The organism is Pseudomonas sp. B1(2018) (assembly GCF_003097365.1).
In the GTDB taxonomy this organism is placed as follows: domain Bacteria; phylum Pseudomonadota; class Gammaproteobacteria; order Pseudomonadales; family Pseudomonadaceae; genus Aquipseudomonas; species Aquipseudomonas laurylsulfatiphila.
Window position 1 is genome coordinate 428152 of sequence record NZ_PYUK01000001.1, and the last position, 20440, is coordinate 448591.

General features: G+C 59.6%; 18 protein-coding genes and 1 pseudogene. 16 read left to right on the plus strand and 3 right to left on the minus strand.

The genetic code is table 11. The features are described 5' to 3' along the window. Positions 1-342: 342 nt before the first annotated feature. Entirely contained in the window at positions 343-1251 is a 909-nt protein-coding gene (locus tag C9422_RS01850; protein ID WP_116579487.1) for a LysR substrate-binding domain-containing protein, read from the plus strand. 433 nt (positions 1252-1684) lie between these two features. Here C9422_RS01850 and C9422_RS01855 read toward each other — a convergent pair whose 3' ends face one another. After that, positions 1685-3385, minus strand: a complete 1701-nt coding sequence (locus tag C9422_RS01855; RefSeq protein ID WP_116579488.1) for a BCCT family transporter — start codon at positions 3383-3385, stop codon at positions 1685-1687. A 406-nt stretch (positions 3386-3791) separates the two neighbouring features. Between C9422_RS01855 and C9422_RS01860 the strand changes: the two genes are divergently transcribed. The 7 genes and pseudogenes from C9422_RS01860 to C9422_RS01885 all read left to right on the plus strand — a co-directional run bounded on the left by C9422_RS01860 (position 3792) and on the right by C9422_RS01885 (position 10716). Next, positions 3792-4982, plus strand: coding sequence for an aromatic ring-hydroxylating dioxygenase subunit alpha (locus C9422_RS01860; protein WP_116579489.1), 1191 nt, complete (start codon positions 3792-3794; stop codon positions 4980-4982). 10 nt (positions 4983-4992) lie between these two features. Then, positions 4993-6438 (plus strand): aldehyde dehydrogenase family protein, encoded by a 1446-nt coding sequence (locus C9422_RS01865; protein WP_116579490.1) that lies wholly within the window; start codon positions 4993-4995, stop codon positions 6436-6438. A 12-nt stretch (positions 6439-6450) separates the two neighbouring features. Beyond that, positions 6451-6612, plus strand: a pseudogene (locus tag C9422_RS32450) (rubredoxin); the annotation flags it as partial. Positions 6613-6663: 51 nt separating this feature from the next. Then, the gene (locus C9422_RS01870; protein WP_256589851.1) at positions 6664-7836 is read left to right on the plus strand and encodes an FAD-dependent oxidoreductase; all 1173 of its coding nucleotides are present in this window, start codon (positions 6664-6666) and stop codon (positions 7834-7836) included. A 10-nt stretch (positions 7837-7846) separates the two neighbouring features. Beyond that, a complete protein-coding gene (locus C9422_RS01875; protein ID WP_116579492.1) occupies positions 7847-9175 on the plus strand; it encodes an FAD-binding oxidoreductase in 1329 nt (442 codons plus the stop codon). Continuing rightward, on the plus strand, positions 9172-9543 hold the full coding sequence (locus tag C9422_RS01880) for an ethanolamine utilization protein EutQ (protein ID WP_116579493.1): 372 nt from the start codon (positions 9172-9174) through the stop codon (positions 9541-9543). The genes C9422_RS01875 and C9422_RS01880 overlap by 4 nt, the downstream gene beginning before the upstream one ends. Positions 9544-9558: 15 nt before the next feature. After that, positions 9559-10716 (plus strand): MFS transporter, encoded by a 1158-nt coding sequence (locus tag C9422_RS01885; RefSeq protein ID WP_116579494.1) that lies wholly within the window; start codon positions 9559-9561, stop codon positions 10714-10716. Between the two features lie 213 nt (positions 10717-10929). Here the strand turns inward: C9422_RS01885 and C9422_RS01890 are convergent, their stop codons facing one another. Beyond that, positions 10930-11406, minus strand: a complete 477-nt coding sequence (locus C9422_RS01890; RefSeq protein ID WP_102700420.1) for a hemerythrin domain-containing protein — start codon at positions 11404-11406, stop codon at positions 10930-10932. Between the two features lie 399 nt (positions 11407-11805). On the opposite strand from C9422_RS01890, the gene C9422_RS01895 reads away from it, so the two are divergent. Together C9422_RS01895 and C9422_RS01900 are read left to right on the plus strand one after the other, a co-directional pair. Continuing rightward, the gene (locus tag C9422_RS01895) at positions 11806-12780 is read left to right on the plus strand and encodes a quinone oxidoreductase (RefSeq protein WP_116579581.1); all 975 of its coding nucleotides are present in this window, start codon (positions 11806-11808) and stop codon (positions 12778-12780) included. Beyond that, the gene (locus C9422_RS01900; protein WP_116579495.1) at positions 12777-13703 is read left to right on the plus strand and encodes a LysR family transcriptional regulator; all 927 of its coding nucleotides are present in this window, start codon (positions 12777-12779) and stop codon (positions 13701-13703) included. Before C9422_RS01895 ends, C9422_RS01900 begins: the two co-directional genes overlap by 4 nt. Before the next feature lie 188 nt (positions 13704-13891). Here C9422_RS01900 and C9422_RS01905 read toward each other — a convergent pair whose 3' ends face one another. After that, positions 13892-14938: an ornithine cyclodeaminase gene (locus C9422_RS01905; RefSeq protein ID WP_116579496.1), complete on the minus strand. Its 1047-nt coding sequence runs from the start codon at positions 14936-14938 to the stop codon at positions 13892-13894. A 565-nt stretch (positions 14939-15503) separates the two neighbouring features. Here C9422_RS01905 and C9422_RS01910 point away from each other — a divergent pair. The 6 genes from C9422_RS01910 (at position 15504) to ctlX (ending at position 20422) form a co-directional block, all read left to right on the plus strand. Beyond that, entirely contained in the window at positions 15504-16283 is a 780-nt protein-coding gene (locus C9422_RS01910) for a transporter substrate-binding domain-containing protein (RefSeq protein ID WP_033047868.1), read from the plus strand. Between the two features lie 59 nt (positions 16284-16342). Next, positions 16343-17068, plus strand: coding sequence for an ABC transporter permease (locus tag C9422_RS01915; protein WP_007974734.1), 726 nt, complete (start codon positions 16343-16345; stop codon positions 17066-17068). Beyond that, on the plus strand, positions 17065-17775 hold the full coding sequence (locus C9422_RS01920) for an ABC transporter permease (protein ID WP_116579497.1): 711 nt from the start codon (positions 17065-17067) through the stop codon (positions 17773-17775). Before C9422_RS01915 ends, C9422_RS01920 begins: the two co-directional genes overlap by 4 nt. A gap of 56 nt (positions 17776-17831) precedes the next feature. Further along, the gene (locus C9422_RS01925; RefSeq protein ID WP_116579498.1) at positions 17832-18593 is read left to right on the plus strand and encodes an ABC transporter ATP-binding protein; all 762 of its coding nucleotides are present in this window, start codon (positions 17832-17834) and stop codon (positions 18591-18593) included. A 12-nt stretch (positions 18594-18605) separates the two neighbouring features. Continuing rightward, positions 18606-19085 (plus strand): Lrp/AsnC family transcriptional regulator, encoded by a 480-nt coding sequence (locus tag C9422_RS01930; RefSeq protein WP_007974731.1) that lies wholly within the window; start codon positions 18606-18608, stop codon positions 19083-19085. Between the two features lie 398 nt (positions 19086-19483). Next, positions 19484-20422, plus strand: a complete 939-nt coding sequence (ctlX, locus tag C9422_RS01935) for a citrulline utilization hydrolase CtlX (protein WP_116579499.1) — start codon at positions 19484-19486, stop codon at positions 20420-20422. Positions 20423-20440: the final 18 nt, after the last annotated feature.

Here is a 20440-nt window from a genome sequence, read left to right on the forward strand (position 1 = left end):
CCACAGCAAGAACGAAACGCCCATCGCGAAAAGCAGAAGCCCTCCGCAAATGCCTGCCTGGCGTTCGAGGGGGGATGCCTGTGCAGCACGAGGGGGCTCCAGCCAATCAACAGGGCGTACGCGCACTCTGGTCAACTGGGCTGTTGCATAAAACAAGCTGTGCATGGCATGTGCCCCTTGGGTCGTTTTTGCTCAATCGAAGGTACAAATCCCCCCCGACCTCTAGAAAGCGAAAAAACACGGCATAAATATAGCGGGCTACGCATAAAACCTGCGCCTGACCGCGTGCGAATCACTAGAATGGCGATTCGGTAAAAACAAGAATATGTGGGTGTAAACGCCTTGAAAATTCAGCCTCTTCCGCCCCTCAACAGCTTGATTGCCTTTGAGGCTGCAGCCCGCCACTTGAGTTTTACGTTCGCTGCCAAAGAGCTGAATGTCACGCAGGGCGCGATCAGTCGGCAGGTTCGGTTGCTGGAGGATTACCTCGGCAAGACATTGTTCGAGAGGACAACCCGCACCATCAACCTCACGCCGACCGGCGCCCAGTACCACGAGACGGTTCGCGACTGTCTGCAGAGTCTGGCCCGGTCCACGGGGGAAATTCGGCAATGGCGCGGCGACCAGCAGGTGACCGTTGCCACCAGCACGGCCATGGCATCGCTCTGGCTTTTACCCAAGGTTGCCGAGTTTCAACGCCAGCATGAAGAGATCGATCTACGGATCATTGCGATCGATCATGTGAAGGACTACGCCAAGCTCGATTGCGATCTGGCGATGTATTACTGCAGTGCCTCGCCGAAAGGCCTGGACGTTACGCCGTTGTTTTCGGAAGAGATTTTCATGGTGTGCAGTCCGTCGTACCTGGCCAAGCATCCCCAGTTGTCTTCGATTGAAGGGCTGGCTTCCTGCACCTGGCTATGGCTTGAGGATTCCCAGCGGGACTGGATCGGCTGGCCGGAATGGTTCAAGCGCCTGGAGCGTGCTCCCGTTGCCCCGAAACACCGGATCAACATCAATAGCTACAGCATGCTGATCCAGTCGGCAATCAGCGGGCAGGGTGTGGCTCTGGCCTGGAACAATCTGGTCGACGAGCCGCTGAGCACGGGCGCGCTGGTTCGACCAAACGATCTGGTGCTGCAGACAAACGCCCAGTTTTGTTTGCTGGAACCTCTCAGTACCCGCGGCCCACGACACAGCGTGAAGCTGTTTCGCGACTGGCTGATGGGACTTCCTTCCGTCCAGGGATAAGGCACGGTCCTGAAAAAAAAGGTTCATCACGGAATCCCGGGAAACTGTAGGAGCTGCCGGTCGACGTTCGATTGCTGGCGATGACGGCCTCATGGCTGGAGTATTTTGTTGGAGGTGTACATATCCATTGCTGCGGCGGCCTCTCGAGGGGCGTGCACTGCAACAGCACCGCGAGGCGGGCTAACGCTCGACCTCGTTGTTTGGTGGTGCACGCGTTCCCCTGTAGGAGCTGCCGAAGGCTGCGATCTTTTGATCTTGCTTTTGCGATCTGAAGATTACTGAAGATCAAGATCAAAAGATCGCAGCCTTCGGCAGCTCCTACAGTTTCCCGGGATTGCGTGAAGAACCAAAAAAAACGCCGTCAGCGGTTGGCTGGCGGCGTTTTTCATTCAGTAGTCGCTGTGACCTGTCTCCACAGGTCACAGCGCTGGTTTCAGCCGGCTTTTCTGGCGGTCAGCAAGGATTCCCCGGGACCGTCCGGCAAGGGGCCGCCACGTTGCGAGAACGCTTCCCGGGTGTGCTCCGGAATGGGCAGGCGAGCGGGAGGCAAGTGGGGCAGGTCGCCGAAGGGTTCCGCCCGCAGGCTGCGAATCAGTGTGTAGCTCATGACCATCATCAGGATTGCAATGGGCAGGCCTGCGGCGATACTCGCCATCTGAATGGCCTTGAGCCCTCCCGCCAATAGCAGTCCCGCCGCGACACCACCTTCCAGCACACACCAGAGCAACCTGATCCAGTTGGGTGGATTGGTGCTTCCCATCGCGTTAAGCGTGCAGAGGACCTGGGTTCCTGCATCGGCCGTGGTCACGAAGTGCACGGCGAGCAGCAGGCAAACGAAGATGGAGAGCGCACCACCTATCACGGGGCCGTCCAGTTTTCCGAGCAGGGTAAACATGGCCGCCGTGGGTTCCTTCTTGGTCGCCAGCAGAATCGTGCCGCCTTCGAAGGTGGCCTGTTCCTGAACCTGCTCGGTGCTTGTCGCTGCTTTCTGGAACTGCTGGCGTTCGGTTTGCTCGCTCTTCAACGCGGCGCCACCGAAGACGGACATCCACAGGATGGTGACCAGGGTAGGCACCACCAAAGCACCGACGATGAGCTCGCGAATGGTCCGCCCCTTGGAAATCCGCGCGATGAACAGCCCCACGAATGGCCCCCAGGTCATCCACCATGGCCAATAGAAGGCGGTCCACCAGTTTTGCCATTGGGTGTCTTTCTGCGTGTCCATCCAGAGGCTCAATCCGACCAGGTTCTGCACATAGTCCCCGGTGGATTCGAACATGAGGTTAAGGATGTAACGGGTCGGCCCGATCACCAGGACAATCAGCATCAACAGGATCGACATGTACATGTTGAGTGTCGAAATCCGTTTCATTCCCTTGGACAGGCCTGCCAGGAGTGAGATGGAGGCGATGATCGTGACCACCAGGATGATCGAAAGCTGCAGGCCGATACTGACCGGCACGCCAAACACCTGGTGCAGGCCGGTGTTGATTTGTGCAACGCCCAGGCCGAGGGATTGGGACACGCCGAAGGCGGTAATCGCCACGCCCATGATATCCACGACATGCCCGATCCAGCCGTAGATCCGGTCGCCAATCAGTGGGTAGAGCAGGGACCGAAGCGCCAGGGGCAGGCCCTTGCGATAGGCGAAGTACGCCAGGCTCAGGCCGATCAAGGTGAAGATCGCCCATGGATGCAAGCCCCAGTGGAACAGGGTGATACGCATGGCCATGCTCGCGGCCTCATCCGTCAGCCCCTTGGAGAACGGGTTGTCGGCGTAGTGCAGCATGGGTTCGGCGACCGACCAGAAAATCAGGCCGATGCCCATGCCCGCACTGAACAGCATGGCGATCCAGGAACCAAAACTGAACTCCGGCTGGTCGTCGTGGGCGCCCAGTTTCAGGGTGCCGAACCGGCTGACGGAAATGTACAGCAGCAGGCACAGCACAGCGCTCAGCAGTGCCAGGTAGTACCACTTGAAGTTGGTCAGGATGAAGGTCGACGCGGTTTCAAACGCTTTGGCCGCCTGCTCGTTCATGAACGCACAGAACAGCACAAACAGGACCACGGTGGTGATCGAAGCCAGGGTTACATTCGGGTTGAGACCTTTGAGAAGGCCCGATTCTGCACGCATTTTTTTCCCCTTTTATTATTGTTCAAGGGTTGAGGGTTTCGCCGGGTGAGGGGAAGGGCGGTCATTGGCGGATGCCAGCGGCCGGTCATCGACTCCTCAGGGTGATCTCGAGGCAGGCTCGGGATGTGGCAACAAAATGGTGGAGACAGGGGGCCGCCGACAACTCATTTATCCTCATCAATATATGACTTTTGATCATTAATGCCGAAGCGCGTCAAAACGCTAAAACCCCATCTTTTACTGAACCGTATCAGCAAAGCATGCCGAGCATATTGATGATCAATAGTCATTAATGCGTGCAACAAAAATCGTTTGTCGAGGCTTCCTCTTCTTGCCGAAACTCGCCGTCATGCAGCAGGCCAGACCTGCCGTGCATTTCCTTTCGTGCCAGCAAGAGAAAACAATAATGACTTCCACGACCGCGACCCGCCTCATCCCGACACACACACTTGAGACTGTCCTGGCTCCGATCCACGAGGCCCATGGCCTGACCAATGAGTTTTATACCGAGCAACGTTATTTCGACCTGGAGCGCGATCACGTGCTCGGTCGCAACTGGGCGTGCGTCGGTTTCGCCAGCGACCTGCCGGGCAACAGCTACGTCAAGCCGGTGGACTTCATGGGGCTGCCGCTGTTGCTGATGCGTAACCGCGAAGGCCTGGTCCAGGTGTTCCACAACGTGTGCAGTCACCGTGGCGTGAAGCTGGTGCAGCAGGCGGGTGAAGTGCAGGGCGTGATTCGCTGCCCCTACCACTCCTGGACCTACGATCTGAACGGTGGCCTCAAAGGCACGCCCCATGTCGGCGGCATCAATCAGCACAAGGACGAGCGCTTCGCCTGCGAGAAACATGGCCTGAAAGCCTTGCGCAGCGCGATCTGGATGGACATGGTGTTCATCAACCTGTCGGCTGACGCGCCGGACCTGCAAGAGCAGCTCGCGCCGCTCACCGAACGCTGGACCCAATTCCTCGGCACCGACGGCATGGACCTGATGCGCCGCGAGCCCAACAGTGGTGCGGTCAGCATCGAGGTCAACTGCAACTGGAAACTGGCGGTGGAAAACTACTGCGAGGCTTACCACTTGCCATGGGTACACCCGAGCTTGAACAGCTATTCGCGCCTGGAAGACCACTACAACATCATCTTCGATCAGTTCGCCGGCCAGGGCAGCCATGCCTATAACCTGTCCGACGTCGCCGGCACTCACTTGCCCATGTTCCCGTCCTGGCCGCGGGATCGCCTGCGCACCGCAGAATACGTAGCGTTCTTCCCCAACGTCTTGCTGGGCATTCAGGCCGACCATGCTTTCGCCATGATGCTGGAGCCGATTGCCCCCGGAAAAACCGTCGAACACCTGCGTCTTTTCTACGTCGGCGACGAGGCCCTCGATGACCGTTTCGAAGCGGCGCGTGACGCTGTGATGCAGTCCTGGCGCGTGGTGTTTGCCGAGGACATCGCTTCCGTCGAAGGCATGCAGAAGGGCCGTCACTCTCCCGGCTATGGCGGTGGTGCGTTCTCTCCGGAAATGGATTTGCCGACGCATTTCTTCCACCAGTGGGCGGCGCGTCAGCTTCTCGACTGCGCCGAGAGCGTGTGAGGAGATGAGCATGTATTCGATCCAACCGCACTGGCTGAACTTCATCGACGGCACCTGGACCGACAGTGAGCAGCACATTACCGTCAACAACCCCGGCACGGCGGAACCTGTCGCCACTATCGCCCAGGCTGGAGTGGCCGACGCAGAGCGCGCGCTGCAAGCGGCGCGACGCTGTGCCGACAGTGGTGAGCTGACCCGCGCGCGCCCTGCGCAACGGGTGACCTGGCTGCTGGAAATCGCCGCGCAAATTCGCGCAGTGACTGAAGAGGGCGCGTGGGTCCTGTGTCAGGAAAATGGAAAGAGCCTGCGCGATGCCCGTGACGAATTCGTCGAGGCGGCGCGTTACTTCGAGTATTACGCCGGCATGGCCGACAAGATCGAAGGCACATCCATTCCCCTGGGCAACGGCTACATGGACTTCACGGTCTACGACCCGATGGGCGTGTCGCTGCAGATCGTACCGTGGAATTTTCCGGTGTCCATCTGCGCCCGTTCGCTGGCGCCGGCCCTGGCGGCCGGTAACGCGGTGGTGATCAAGTCGCCGGAGATTTCGCCGCTGGGACTGTGTGTGCTGTTGCAGGCCATCGAACGTGCGGGCTTGCCACGGGGGGCGGTCAACCTGATCTGTGGCCGCGGCCGGGAAGTGGGGGCCTACATGGCCGGGCATCGTGAGGTCGACCAGATTGTCTTCACCGGCTCCGTCGCCACGGGGCAGAGCATCCTGAAGGCCGCCGCCGAGCACGCGACTCCCAGCGTCATGGAACTGGGTGGCAAGTCTGCTGCGCTGGTGTTCCCCGATGCCGATCGCGAGCAACTGCTGGCCAGCGTGCGCAACGGCATCTTCTTCAATGCCGGTCAGGTGTGCTCGGCGATGTCGCGCCTGCTGGTGCATCGTTCGCTGTATGACGAGGTGGTCGCTGATGTGGTGGCAATGGCCGAGAGCCTGAGCATCGGCCTTGGCCAGGACAACCCGGACCTGACGCCGGTGATTTGCGCCAGTCAGCTTCAGGGCATCGAGGCCATCTGCCGGCGTGCCGAGGAGGAGGGGGCCGTGGTCGCCACCGGCGGTGAGGCGATCAGCGGGCTGCGGGGGCATTTCATGGCGCCGACGGTGTTCCGCGACGTCACCGCGCACATGGATATTGCCCAGACCGAAGTCTTCGGTCCGGTCCTGGCGGTCATTGCCTTCGATACCGAGGAAGAGGCCATTCGCATTGCCAATGGCACCGAATTCGGCCTGGTCGCCGGCGTGTTCACTCAAGACCTCAATCGCGCCCTGCGTTGTGCGCGGCGACTGTGTGCGGGTCAGGTGTTCATCAACGAGTGGTACGCCGGCGGCATCGAAACGCCGTTTGGCGGCGTAGGTCTCTCCGGTTTCGGTCGGGAGAAAGGCCAGGAAGCGCTCTACAGCTACGTCAGGACCAAGAACCTGGCCGTGCGCATCTCGGGCGAGTGAGGAGGCATCAGCATGAAAAAGTGGCTCTGCATTATCTGTGGCCTGATTTATGACGAAGCCCTGGGTTGGCCCGACGACGGCATCGCTGCCGGCACCCGCTGGGAAGATGTGCCGCAAGACTGGCTGTGCCCCGAGTGCAAGGTCGGCAAGTCCGATTTCGAGATGATCGAAATCAGCGAGCCGGCCAAGGTCGCGGCCGTTGCCCCGGTTGTTGTGAAGCAGGCCATGGTTGACGTTTCACCGGCCCAGCCAGTGGTCATCATCGGCAGCGGACATGCCGGCTACGGCCTGGCTCAGGCGCTGCGCAAAGCCAACCCGCAACTCGATGTCCGGGTACTGACCCAGGACTGTGGGCATCTCTATTCCAAGCCGGCGCTGTCCATCGCGCTGGCCCAGGGTCGCAGCGCCGCGGGCCTGGCGACGGAAAGCCCGATGGCGCTGGAACAGCGATTGGGCATCCGGATTCATAGCCACTGCCGGGTGGAGCGAATCGACGTTGTGGCGCGACGACTTCATACCAATCTGGGCGAGATGCAGTACGGCCAGCTGGTATTGGCCAGCGGGGCTTCGCCGCTGCGCCTGCCCATCGAAGGTTGTGCCGATGCATTGCTGAGCGTCAACAACCTGCAGGATTACCGGGCGTTCCGTGAGCGCCTCGACGGTGTGCGCAGCGTTGCGGTGCTGGGGGACGGATTGATTGGCTGTGAGTTCGCCAACGACCTGGCGAGCAGCGGCTATCAGGTTCGGGTCATCGGTCTGGGCAAATGGCCGATGGAGCGTCTGTTGCCGGAACCGGCGGGCCTGCAACTGCAACAGGCGTTGTCCGGTCTGGGCGTGCAATGGCATTTGCGCACGACCTTGCAATGTATCGAACAGGGTGCGAACGGCTATCGGCTGGAACTGGCCGATGGTCAGCACTTCGATGCGGACCTGGTGGTGTCGGCAGTCGGCCTGCGGCCTAACGTGGAGCTGGCGCAAGCCGCGGGCCTTGAGTGCGGGCGAGGTATCAAGGTGGATGCGCACCTGCAGACTTCGCAAAGCGGCATCTATGCCTTGGGCGATTGTATCGAGGTGAATGGGCAACTGATGCCTTACCTTGCGCCGATCAATGAGGGCATACGCGCCCTGGCCAGGACTTTGTCCGGACAGCCGACGCCAGTGAGCTATCCACTCGCGCCGGTGACGGTGAAGACGCCGGCGGCGCCTTTGTGTTTGCTCCCGCCACCTATCGATTGTGCCGGGCAATGGCACTGCGACGCGACCGGGGACGGACTCAGCGCAGCCTTCCGCGACAACGATGGCGCCTTGCGCGGCTTCGTCCTGCTCGGGCGGCAGGCCCAACAAAAACGCAATGCCTGGCTGCAGAACTGCCAGGACACCCCACAGCATGTGGCTTGAGAATTGACCCATGAACAGTATCGTTAACCTGCCTCATGATGACCACAGTTGTGGCTGGTACGCCGCACTGCCCGAACCGCGTCCGGCCAAGCGCCTGACCGGTGAACAAAAGGCCGATTACGTGGTGGTCGGCGCCGGCTTCGCCGGTCTCGCCGCCGCACGCCGGTTGGCCGAGCACATGCCACAGTCGCGCATTCTCCTGGTCGATGCCCAGCGTGTCGGTTATGGGGCATCGGGGCGTAACTCCGGTTTCGTCATCGATCTGCCGCACAAGTTTGCCCTGGAACATCCGGACCCACAGCACAAGCAACGCCTGCTGGGGCTTAACCGCGCGGCCATCGATCAACTGCAAACCCTGATCGGTCGCCACGACATCGATTGTCAGTGGTCCCATGCCGGCAAGTACCAAGGGGCGGTGGGTGAGCGTGGTCTGGCCTACCTCGACCATTTCGAGAAACTGCTGGCCGACCTGGGTGAGCCTTATCGCCAGGTGGAACGCCAGGAACTGGCCGGCGTACTCGGGACCGACTACTACAGCCGCGCGATCTTCACCCCCGGTTGCTACCTCATGCAGCCGGCGGCACTGGTGCGCGGCCTGGGCGCGTCACTGCCGCAGAACGTTGAAGTCCTCGAGGAATCGCCCATCCAGCGCCTGGAGAAGGACGCCGGCGGAAACTGGATCCTGGTGGGTAAAGAGGGTTTGATCCGCACGCCGAAAGTGCTGCTGGGGACCAGCATCTTCACCCAGGAGTTTGGTTACTTGCGCAATCGGCTGCTGCCGGTAATGACGTTTGCCAGTTGGACGCGTCCGCTCACCGACGCCGAGATGGCCTCTGTTGGCGTTCAGGCCGACTGGGGGCTGACACCGGCCGACCACGCCGGCACCACGGTGAGAATGACCCAGGATCGTCGTCTCATCATCCGCAATACCTACAAGCACGTGCCACGCTACGGGCGCAGCATCAATGATTCGATCCGCCAGAAAGTCCGCGAGGATCATTGCGCGGCTTTTCACGCCCGTTATCCGCAACTTGCCCATGTTCCCTTCACACACACCTGGGGCGGGGTCTATGCGATTTCGCGCAACTTCACCAACTTCTTCGGCAAGCTCGACGACGGCGTTTTCGCGACGGCTTGTGACAACGGGGTTGGGGCTGCATGGGGCACCATCTCGGGGACATTGCTGGCGGATAAAGTGGTGGGCGCCGACTCTCAGCGTCTGGATGACATCCAGTCCGTGACGGGCATGCCTTCGCGCAATCCGCCAGAACCCTTCCTGGGGCTGGGCGTGCGTTCACGAATCCGTTGGGCGGCGTGGAACAGCAGGCGCGAACTATGAACCAGGCGCCTGCTGACAGAAAGCCGGTGATGCTGGTCGACCACCGGGACCTGGACTTTGTGCATCGCGGTGGCCCCCCGGGGGGCGCCAGCGTTGCCCGAGCCCTGAGCAATGACGTGTCGCCTCATCTGGGGATTGGCTTTGCGCGGTGGGAGGGCGCGGAGGTCGCCTGGACGCTGCTTTATGACGAGGTCATTTTCGTCATTGAAGGCTGTTTCGAACTGAGAGCGAACGGTGAACTGTACCGGGTGGCGCCAGGGCAATTGCTCTGGATACCCGAAGGTACCGAGCTCGTCTATGGCGGACACGCCCTGTTTGGCTATGTCGTGCATCCCGGTGACTGGAAACAACGTCACGGCCTCGTCTGATCCGGAAAACTGAACATGTTGGCGCTCACCAAGGTTTTTGCAACGATATACGCTGCAGCTCTGCTGATGCAGTTGGGGTCCAGCCTGCTGATGACGTATCTGGCCTTGCGCCTGGACGCTGCCGGTGTCGCAGAGTTCTGGGGCGGTGCGCTCATGGCGGCCAATGCGCTGGGAATGGTGCTCGGAGGGCGGATCGGGTACTGGCTGATTGGCCGGATCTCGCATGTGCGGGCCTTCGTGGTCAGTGCGGGGGTGATTGTCACGGCGGTACTGAGCCACCAATTGAGCGACTCGCTGACGCTATGGCTGGCGCTGAGGTTTGTGGTCGGTGTAGCGATGATGTGCCAACTAATGGTCATCGAAAGCTGGCTCAACGACTGTGCGCCGAGTGATCGTCGTGGCGGCGCCATGTCGCTGTACATGGTGGCCAGCTACGTGGGGATGATGCTGGGACAACTGCTGCTGGGCCTGGGCAATGGGCTCGACACCCTGGTGTTGTCCGGTGTGGCCATCGCCTTTGCCATCGGCCTGGTGCCGATGGCCATGCACCGGGGCATGCAGCCCAGCCCGATCAGCCAGGACCGAGTCAGCTTCATGCGATATGTCCGTCGTCTGCCGCAGTCGTTGGGCACTGTCCTGGCGTCGGGATTGCTCAATGGCTGCTTCTATGGATTGACCCCGATCTTCGCGGCGCAATCGGGTTTCACCCCTGCACAGGTTGGCCAGTTCATGGCCCTGAGCATTGCGGCCGGACTGTTTGCGCAATTGCCGCTGGGCAAGCTGTCGGACCGTTTTTCCCGCGTAGGCCTGATTCGCCTGACCGCCGTTCTGCTGTGCATCGCTTACCTGCCCTTGGCCTTTTTGCAGGCCCCGGGACAGGGCTGGGTCATGCTGGCGGGCGCCGTCATAGGTTTCCTGCAGTTCTGCCTGTACCCATTGGGCGTTGTTCATGCCAATGACAATCTGGAGCCCCAACTGCGTGTATCGGTGGCTGGGGTGTTATTGGTGACGTTCGGCATCGGCGCGACCATCGGGCCATTGGTGGCAGGCGCATTGATGGAGCACTTGGGACGGCAAGCCCTTTATCTGTTTGCCATTGCCGTGGCGGCGCTGGTTGCTGGCCTGGTCAGTGACAGGCAACGCGTTTCAGTGGCTGTCGTGCAAGTTCCGTGAAGGGGGAAGTGAACGGCGATTGTTCATAGAGGATCTCCTCTGTATCTGTGGCGAGGGAGCTTGCTCCCGCTGGGGCGCGTAGCGGCCCTGAAAATGGGACTGCTGCGCAGTCCAGCGGGAGCAAGCTCCCTCGCCACAGGTTGCTTATTGTTCGCTCTATCTCTTAAGTGAGCAGCATTAGGCTGTAGGCCGGACTTTGCGATCGTGCAGGCCTCAGGCTGCCATATGGGTTGCGGCCCATTCCTTCTTGCAACTGGCTTTCATCGCTTCCATTTGCTCACCGAGGTCGTCGAGCCTGGATTTCCCCAACAGTTTTTTCGCCTGAGGAAACATTTCGGTTTCCTCCTCTTCAATGTGGTGCTCCAGCAGCTCTTTGACGACCTTCACCCGCCCGGCAAATTCCGGTGTGCCCGGATCAGTCTGCTTCAGATCCGGTAATACCAAAGAGTCGACGGTGCGATGTTCTTCCTTCGCTTCGAAGTACAAGACGTCCTGCTCCTTGGTCCCTGCCGCCTTGAAGGCTGGATAGAGGATTTCTTCTTCCAGTTTTGTATGGATGGAAATCTCCATCTCCAGCTTATCCAGGAGATCAGTGCGTTTCTTGATCGCTTTATCAGTCGACTCGCTCAATTGAGCAAGAATGGCTTTCACGGTTTGATGATCGGCTTTCAGAAGGTCAATCGCGTTCATGTTGGCTGCCTCAGCTAGCGTGGAATTGGGCCTCAACGGGGTGTGGCATTGAGGCGTCCCCGGTAGCTATCGCATTTCCTGTGCCAAGGGCATCCGCCAGCCAATACCCCGGTAAACAAGGACTTGCGATCCGTGTTCATCAACTGGGGCGTGCAGTCTGCAAGAAAGGGCGATTTGAGCATTGCAGATAACAGAGGCGATTCACTGTAGGGGCGGGTGCAAAAGGTATAGCGGTCTGATGAAACCGGACACCACGCAGTTACGCGTGGTATCTGTGACGTTATTGCTGCATGCTGTGCATTAATTACCTGCAATCAACCTACCTTGTTCGTCAGAGGGGCAGTACTCACACTAACGGCACTTGTGTGAAGGCAGCTTCCGATTGAAGGGGAAATGACCATGGTCTCTGCGATTCGATTCAACCAGTTTGGCAATCCTGAAGTACTGAACCTGGAGGCACTGAGCGAACAATCGCCAGGACCCGGCGAAGTCTGGCTTGAGCAGGCAGCCATTGGGGTCAACTTCCTCGATGTGACTCAACGCAAGGGCGCGGTGCCCGTTGCGTTGCCATCCGGACTTGGGTTGGAGGGCGCCGGGCGTGTCGCCGTTGTGGGTGCCGGTGTCAGCAACGTGCAGGTTGGAGATCGCGTCGCTTATGCCACCGGCCCTATTGGCTCCTATGCTTCGGCCCGGCTTTATCCGGCTGAGCGGCTGGTCAGGATTCCGGATGCATTGTCGTTTGCTGATGCTGCAGCCGTCATGTTCAAGGGCATCACTGCGCAGTACCTGTTGAAGGCCACCTATCCTGTGGGGCAGGGCACAACCATTCTTCTCTATGGTGTAGCGGGTGGGCTGGGGGAAATCATGGTGCCGTGGGCCAAGCACTTGGGTGCGACTGTAATCGGCGTCGTTTCAAAGCCGGCCAGTGTCGAAAAAGCTCAAGCCTTGGGTTGCGATGAAGTCCTGGTGTTTGACGCTGACACCCTGGCATCGCAGGTCGCTCGTTTCACCGAGGGTAAAAAGGTCGACGTTGTCTATGACCCCATAGGGCGCGCTTCCTTCCAGGCCTCTCTGGACAGTCTGCGACCACGGGGCCTGATGGTGTCGTTTGGCGCGTCCTCCGGAGCGCCTTCAGCCGTGGAGCTGTCTACGCTCAACGCCAAAGGCTCGCTGTTCCTGACGCGTCCTTCGTTGGCTGCCCACACGGCGAGCGCCTCTGAGTACCAGGAGCGCGCACAGGATGTGTTGGCCGCCATAGGTGCGGGAATTATCAAACCCCGGATCTGGTCAAGCTACTCGCTGGCTGACGCAGCACGGGCACATGCCGACCTGGAGTCGGGGCGTTCATCGGGAGCGATCATTCTAAAACCATGAATATTGATGTTCTGTCTAGTCAGTCCAGTGACGAGATCGCAGCGTTCCTGGCCGTTGCCTCGCAAGGCTCGTTTGTCGGTGCGGGTCGGCTATTGCAGCGACACCCGACTGTCGTCTCGAAACGACTCGCCGCCATGGAGAAGCGCCTCGGCGTTCGGCTCGTGGAGCGTTCGACCCGGCAGGTGCGGATCACTGAAGCCGGCGCCCAGCTGGAGCAGCGCCTTCGCTCTGCCGTCGAGCTGATGAATGAAGCGCAGCAGCAAGCGGCGAAGGGCGCCAGCGAAGTTCGAGGTACTTTGCGCCTTGCATTACCGGCAGCGATGGGACGGCGTTGGCTAGGTCCGATGCTGCCGGAGTTTCTCGAGCTTTATCCTCATGTCTCGATCCTCGCCGATTACAGTGAGCGTCTGGTGGACATCATTGATGAGGGTTTTGACGCTGCCATACGGATCGGCGAGTTGGAAGACAGCCGGTTGATCGCCAAAAAGCTGAGCGACCATCGCCGGATTCTGTGCGCTTCGCCGGCTTACATCCGAAAGCACGGAATGCCCGAAACGCCACAGGATCTGATCAGGCACAATTGCCTTCGCTTCAGTGGCCTTGCGTCTTTTCCGCAGTGGCGACTCCATCGCGGCAACGAACTTCAGACGATTACACCGAAAGGCAACCTGACAGCCAATGACAGTGAGTCATTGCTGGCGGCCGCCCGTGCTGATGCGGGAATACTAGGGGCCGGTGACTGGTTGATGAGTCGTGATATCGCGACCGGAAGGTTGTTGCGTGTCCTTGCGGATTGGCAATTGGACACTGCCGGTGGGGTCTATCTGGTCAGGCCATCGGCCAAATTCCCCACGGCCGTGGTGGTTGCCTTCAAACAATGGATCGAATCAAGGTTTGTTCCTGCACCGCCGTGGGGTAGTTGAATCGGCTGTAGTGGTCCGTATCGTACTGACTTCATCAACACTGACTGCCGGCACAGAATTCGGTTGTGTTGCGTCGACCGGTAGGCGGAAGGTGCTGTAAAAAAGGCTCAAACGACCGAGGTTTGCTCAGGGTCCTACCCGGCAACCGAAGAGGCCGCCGGGTGAAAGAGTTGAAGTGTCGAGCGGTATCAAGCCCGAAGCCTTGCATCGGCAGGTGCCGAAGGCTGCAGCAGCGAAAACAGGTCCTTCGGATCCTGCAACTCTGGCACCAGCTGAATATCGCTGCCAATGTTGAGCGTTCGTGCAACATCCAGCACATAGCGCAAGGCGGAATAGTCCTCGATGGCGAAGCCGACCGAGTCGAACAAGGTGACTTGCTCGGCATGCTGGCGACCTTGAGTCTGACCATCGATGACCTTCCAGAACTCGATAACCGGAGAATCGGCGGGCATCTGCTGAATTTCCCCTTCAATTCGGCTTTGCGGTTCGTACTCAACCATGACCCGTGCACGCTCCACGATGTCCCGGTGCAGTTCAGTCTTGCCTGGGCAATCGCCGCCCACGGCGTTGAGGTGCATCCCCGGCTCGATCATCTCAGGCGTTAAAATGGTTGCGTAGGCCTTGTCGGCCGTGACCGTGGTCACGATATCGGCACCCCGTACCGCTTCTGCGACGGTTTTGGCAACGCTCACCTGAATGGCAGGGTAGGCCCGCAGGTTGGCTACCAGTTTCGCCGTTGCCGCTGGATCGATGTCGTAGAGACTGATTTCAGTAATGCCGAGCAATGTATGGAATGCCAGGGCCTGGAATTCGCTCTGTGAGCCGTTGCCGATCAGTGCCATTCGGCGACTGTCCGGTCGGGCGAGGTAGCGGGCCGCGAGCGCAGAGGTGGCAGCGGTACGAATGGCGGTCGTCAGCGTCATTTCACTCAGTAACACAGGCTTGCCGGTATCGACGTCTCCCAGCGCGCCAAAGGCCATGACCGTCAGCATGCCATTGTGGGTGTTCTTCGGGTGTCCATTGACATACTTGAAGGCGTAGAGCGCCGCATCAGACACGGGCATGAGCTCGATGACGCCCTCGGGCGAGTGGTTCGCCAGGCGCGCGCATTTTTCGAATTCCGGCCAGCGTACGTAGTCTTGACGGATGTATTCGGCCATTTCGATCAGGCAGCTGGGCAAGCCTTTTTCCCGGACGAGGAGGCTCAGATCATTTACGTCAATGTAACGGGTCATATTGGGTTCCTTTGCGCGTCTTTTTAATGTGCCGGTCTGGACTACCTGTAGGTGATCCATGTAGTTGCAACGGACTTATTGTCGAGGCAATGGCGAGAAGATTTCGGCCGATACCGACCCTGGATACAGCCAGAGAAGTCGAAAAACAGAGCGCGCACAGCGGAATCGGCCAGGCACCCTTTACGACTCATCGTTATGCAGATAAAGCCAGCCTCAAAGGCAATCACATTGGCTATGGCGCTCCCATCAAGCGGAAAAACAGCCACTTTCAGCAGACGACAGAATCGGCTGTGAAACCCCTCCGTTCAGCACAGGCACGCTGTTTGAACAGGGGGTTACGACACCAGCACACTCCCGGCAATTGGCATTCTGGCGGTCCGTTTCAAGCACTTGTCGTTCGCCGCTTGAGATGGCGTGCAACTGCGACGACTGGCTGCTTGCAGTCGATAACAACAACAAAAACGGCTGCGGTGAAGACCGCAAAGACTCTCTGCCCCTGTCAAAAAGTGTGGTCCGACGCAGGCGCCGGATCGCGATAAATCCAAATAATCCGGGACTCAAGAACATGAACATCAAATGGCTGACTTTGCCGGCACTCGCGTTGCTGTGCTGCACCACGGGCGCCAGTGCCAAGGAATGGAAGGAGCTGCGATTTGGCGTCAACCCAAGTTACCCACCCTTTGAATCCACCACGGCCGATGGCGGCGTACAGGGTTTCGGCGTGGATCTGGGCAATGCAATCTGTGCCGAACTGAAGCTCACCTGCGTGTGGGTCAGCAATGATTTTGACGGGCTGATCCCGGGGCTCAAGGCCGGCAAGTTCGATGCCATCGAATCGTCGATGACCGTGACCGACGCGCGCAGAAAACAGATCGACTTTACCGATCGCCTGTACGCCGGACCGACCGCCATCGTTACCCGCAAGGATTCCGGTCTGCTGCCGACCGCCGAGTCGCTGCGCGGCAAAACCATCGGCTACATGCAGGGCACGATTCAGGAAACCTACGCCAAGGCCAAACTGGCGCCGGGCGGGGTGAAACTGCGGGCCTATCAGAATCAGGATCAGGTCTATGCCGACCTGGTGTTCGGCCGTCTCGATGCGTCGATCCAGGACAAGCTGCAAGCGCAGATGAGTTTCCTGACCTCGCCACAAGGGGCGGACTTCCAAAACAGTGAAGGCATCAGCGACCCGTTGGTGCCGTCGGAAATCGCCATTGGTGTGCGCAAGGACAACGAAGAGCTCAAGGGCATGCTCAATGCCGCCATCAAGGCCCTGCACGACAAGGGCATCTACGCGCAGATCCAGCAGAAACACTTCGGTGACCTGGACCTCTACAACAACTGATCCCTGCGCCCCGGTCGCTGTGTTGCAGCGACCGGGGCGCCTCAAGACAGGTGACTGGCGTGAACTCCTTCCTGAATCTGATCGGGGTCGATCTTTCGGCCCTGCAAGGCTATGGCCCTTTGTTGCTGCACGGCACCTGGGTCACCCTCAAACTGTCGGCGCTCGCGCTTGTCGTGAGCATGGCGCTGGGGCTGCTCGGCGCGGCGGCCAAGCTGTCGCCGCTGAAGCTGTTGAATCTGCCGGCGACCTTTTACACGACACTGATCCGTGGCGTGCCCGACCTGGTGTTGATGCTGCTGATCTTCTACAGCCTGCAAGGCTGGCTCAGCGCCCTGACCGAGGCCATGGGCTGGCCCTACATGGAAATCGATCCATTCGTGGCCGGCATCATCACCCTGGGTTTTATCTATGGTGCGTATTTCACCGAGACCTTTCGCGGGGCGATTCTCAGTGTGCCGCGCGGCCAGCAGGAAGCCGCCGCGTGCTTTGGCCTGAGCCGTTGGCAGCGTTTTCGTTTCGTGGTGTTCCCGCAAATGATGCGTTTCGCCTTGCCGAGCCTTGGCAACAACTGGCTGGTGCTGCTCAAGGCCACGGCGCTGGTGTCGATCATCGGTTTGTCGGACCTGGTCAAAGTCGCGCAGGAGGCCGGCAAAAGCACCTTCAACATGCTTGATTTCCTGCTGTTGGCCGCCGCGCTTTACCTGCTGATCACCAGCGCTTCGAACTATGTCTTGCGCGTGCTGGAACGGCGCTACAACCAGGGTGTACGGGGGATGGCACGATGATCGAGTTGATTGCCGAATACTGGAAACCCTTTCTGTTCAGCGACGGCGAAACCCTCACCGGGTTGGCCATGACCTTGTGGTTGCTGGTGGCGAGTATTGCCATGGGCTTTTTCCTGTCGTTGCCCCTGGCGATCTTGCGCGTCTCGCGCTGGGGCGTTTTGCGTTGGCCGGTTCAGCTGTTTACCTACGTCTTCCGCGGCACGCCGTTGTATATCCAGCTGCTGATTTGCTACAGCGGAATCTACGGCATTGCCGTGGTTCGTTCACAGCCATTGCTCGAAGCGTTTTTTCGCGATGCGATGAATTGCACCTTGCTGGCGTTCACCCTCAACACCTGCGCTTACACCGTGGAAATTTTCGCCGGAGCGATCCGCAGCATTCCCTACGGTGAAATCGAAGCGGCGCAGGCCTATGGTCTCAGTGGCTGGCGCCTGTATCTGCAACTGATCCTGCCTTCGGCGCTGCGCCGCGCGCTGCCGTACTACAGCAATGAAGTGATCCTGATGTTGCACGCGACTTCGGTGGCGTTCACCGCAACGATCCCGGACATCCTGAAAATCGCCCGGGACGCCAACGCCGCGACATTCATGACCTTTCAGGCTTTCGGTATCGCCGGCCTGCTGTACCTCGTGCTGTCGTTCGGGCTGGTCGGCGCGTTCCGCCTGGCGGAGAAGCGCTGGCTGAGCTTCCTCGGTCCGGCGCACTGACTTCCATTCTTTATCCAGAGCGGCGCCGACAGGTGTGCCGCTGCAGGAGTATTCGCATGTACAAACTCACCGTTGAAAATCTGTATAAACGTTTTGGTGACAACGAAGTACTCAAGGGCGTCTCGTTGAACGCGAGGGCAGGGGACGTGGTGAGCATGATCGGCGCCAGCGGTTCGGGAAAAAGCACCATGCTGCGCTGCATCAACTTTCTGGAGCGGGCGGATGAAGGCGCCATTGCTCTGGATGGCGAGCGAGTCCTCACCCGCCAGGGTGTCGGTGGCATGCGTGTTGCCAATCCAAAACAGTTGCAGCGTTTGCGCACGCGACTGGCGATGGTGTTCCAGCATTTCAACCTGTGGAGTCACCTGACCGTGCTGGAGAACATCGTGCTGGCGCCGTGTCGAGTCCTGGGCATGAGTCGCAAGACCGCGGAGGAGAGCGCTCGGGCGTATCTGGACAAAGTCGGCTTGCCGCAACGGGTGGCCGATCAGTACCCGGCGTTTTTGTCGGGCGGGCAGCAACAACGGGTGGCGATCGCCCGGGCCCTGGCGGTGGAACCGGAAATCCTGTTGTTCGACGAGCCAACCTCGGCGCTCGATCCGGAACTGGTGGGTGAAGTGCTGAAGGTGATTCAGGCGCTTGCCGAGGAAGGCCGGACCATGTTGATGGTGACCCACGAAATGGGCTTTGCCCGGCAGGTATCGAGCCAGGTGTTGTTCTTGCATCAGGGGCGGGTCGAGGAGCAGGGTGATGCTACGATACTCGACCGGCCGAACAGTGAACGTTTGCAGCAATTTCTATCGGGTCGTTTGAAGTGAGGCAAGGCGTACATGGCGGATATCCGCGATCTGTCGATCGTGCTTGATCGTATCGATCAGGCAATCATTGAAGTGTTGCGCCACGAAGGGCGCATCACCTATCAAAAGCTGTCCGAGCGCGTGCACCTGACCCCCAGGCCGTGTCTGGAACGAGTGCGCAAGCTGGAACAGCTTGGGGTCATTCGCGGCTATGGCGCGATTCTCGACGAGAAGAAACTGACGCCGGGCTTGTCATTGCTGGTGCTGGTGGCGTTGTCGAACCAGAGCGGACGCGCGGCGCAAAAGGCCTTCGAAGCCAAGGTCCGCGCCTGCCCGCAGGTGCTGGAATGTCGCCTGATCAGCGGTGCATTCGACTACAGCCTGCGCATGCGCTGCCGTGACATGGAGCATTACCGGGTGTTGACCGAAGTCTGGTTCGACGACCCGGATTTGCACATCGACAAACTGGTCAGCCACCCGGAACTGGCGATGGTCAAGACCACCATGGAATAAGATCAAAAGATCGCAGCCTGCGGCAGCTCCTACAGAACGGCGGTGAACACGGTCCCTGTAGGAGCTGCCGAAGGCTGCGATCTTTTGCTTTCCGGCCGAAAAGGGCAGATTCTTCAACAGACGTAATCAACCGGGTTTCCCCGCTTTTACACATCGACAAACTGCTCAGCCAGATCAAAAGATCGCAGCCTGCGGCAGCTCCTACAAAACGGCGGTGAACACGGTCCTTGTAGGAGCTGCCGAAGGCTGCGATCTTTTGCTTTCCGGCCCTCACCGAATCGGCTGGGCAACCAGGAATCTTCAGCCGTTTCCATCAGCGCAACAGCCGTTATCAACCGGGTTTTTCCCCGTTTGAAACAGACAATGAGCCTCTCTCGTCCCTCATTGAGTCTGTGCCCATGCAAACCACCAATACGGTTTTAATGATTCGTCCGACACGTTTCTCCTTCAATCAGGACACGGCGGCGAACAACCGCTTCCAGCGTCCGGCAACCGTTGCTGAAGACGTACAACTCAAGGCCCTTGCCGAGTTCGACGGCTATGTTGACGCGTTGCGTCGGCACGGCGTCGAAGTCCTGGTGCACAACGATCGCGAAGCGCCGCATACCCCGGACTCGATCTTCCCCAACAACTGGTGGAGCAGCCACCCGGATGGCACCCTGGTGTTGTACCCGATGCAGGGCCACAACCGGCGTCTGGAGCGGGACAAGGGTGTACTCGACGGGTTGCTGGGCGAATACCGGGTCGAACAGGTGCTGGACCTGTCCAGCCTTGAAGAGCAGGAGGTTTTCCTGGAGGGCACCGGCAGCATGGTCCTGGATCGGCAACAGCGGATCTGCTACGCAGGGTACTCGACCCGCACCCACGCCCTGGCACTGGATCAGTTGGTCACCCAATTGGGCTATGAACTGTGCGCGTTCAACGCGGTGGACCGCCAAGGCGTGGCGATTTATCACACCAATGTGATGATGAGTGTCGGCACTCGTCTGGCGGTGGTTTGCCTGGAGTCCGTACCCCATCAGGGCGAACGCGAGGCGCTGCGTAACCGACTCGAAACCAGCGGCAAACAGGTCATCGCCTTGAACTTGGCGCAGCTGGAGTCCTTCGCCGGCAACATGCTGGAGGTACACAACGCAGCAGGCGAGCCGCTACTGGTGATGTCGCGCACCGCCTGGCAATCCCTGAACGCCGATCAGCGTCGCTTGATCGAAACTAACACCACGCCGTTACCGGTGAACATCGACACCATCGAGCGCATCGGTGGCGGCAGCGCGCGCTGCATGCTGGCCGAGGTGTTCCTGCCAAGGCAAATGTCCACCCGGCAACAGGTGCGATGATCGCCCGCCCGGCAACGA

Excerpts from the sequence above, each read along its gene's own strand:
- C9422_RS01855 (WP_116579488.1), bottom strand. The coding sequence starts at position 3,385 with ATGCGTGCAGAATCGGGCCTTCTCAAAGGTCTCAACCCGAATGTAACC.
- C9422_RS01860 (WP_116579489.1), top strand. The coding sequence starts at position 3,792 with ATGACTTCCACGACCGCGACCCGCCTCATCCCGACACACACACTTGAG.
- C9422_RS01865 (WP_116579490.1), top strand. The coding sequence starts at position 4,993 with ATGTATTCGATCCAACCGCACTGGCTGAACTTCATCGACGGCACCTGG.
- C9422_RS01870 (WP_256589851.1), top strand. The coding sequence starts at position 6,664 with ATGGTTGACGTTTCACCGGCCCAGCCAGTGGTCATCATCGGCAGCGGA.
- C9422_RS01875 (WP_116579492.1), top strand. The coding sequence starts at position 7,847 with ATGAACAGTATCGTTAACCTGCCTCATGATGACCACAGTTGTGGCTGG.
- C9422_RS01880 (WP_116579493.1), top strand. The coding sequence starts at position 9,172 with ATGAACCAGGCGCCTGCTGACAGAAAGCCGGTGATGCTGGTCGACCAC.
- C9422_RS01885 (WP_116579494.1), top strand. The coding sequence starts at position 9,559 with ATGTTGGCGCTCACCAAGGTTTTTGCAACGATATACGCTGCAGCTCTG.
- C9422_RS01890 (WP_102700420.1), bottom strand. The coding sequence starts at position 11,406 with ATGAACGCGATTGACCTTCTGAAAGCCGATCATCAAACCGTGAAAGCC.
- C9422_RS01895 (WP_116579581.1), top strand. The coding sequence starts at position 11,806 with ATGGTCTCTGCGATTCGATTCAACCAGTTTGGCAATCCTGAAGTACTG.
- C9422_RS01900 (WP_116579495.1), top strand. The coding sequence starts at position 12,777 with ATGAATATTGATGTTCTGTCTAGTCAGTCCAGTGACGAGATCGCAGCG.
- C9422_RS01905 (WP_116579496.1), bottom strand. The coding sequence starts at position 14,938 with ATGACCCGTTACATTGACGTAAATGATCTGAGCCTCCTCGTCCGGGAA.
- C9422_RS01910 (WP_033047868.1), top strand. The coding sequence starts at position 15,504 with ATGAACATCAAATGGCTGACTTTGCCGGCACTCGCGTTGCTGTGCTGC.
- C9422_RS01920 (WP_116579497.1), top strand. The coding sequence starts at position 17,065 with ATGATCGAGTTGATTGCCGAATACTGGAAACCCTTTCTGTTCAGCGAC.
- C9422_RS01925 (WP_116579498.1), top strand. The coding sequence starts at position 17,832 with ATGTACAAACTCACCGTTGAAAATCTGTATAAACGTTTTGGTGACAAC.
- C9422_RS01930 (WP_007974731.1), top strand. The coding sequence starts at position 18,606 with ATGGCGGATATCCGCGATCTGTCGATCGTGCTTGATCGTATCGATCAG.
- ctlX (WP_116579499.1), top strand. The coding sequence starts at position 19,484 with ATGCAAACCACCAATACGGTTTTAATGATTCGTCCGACACGTTTCTCC.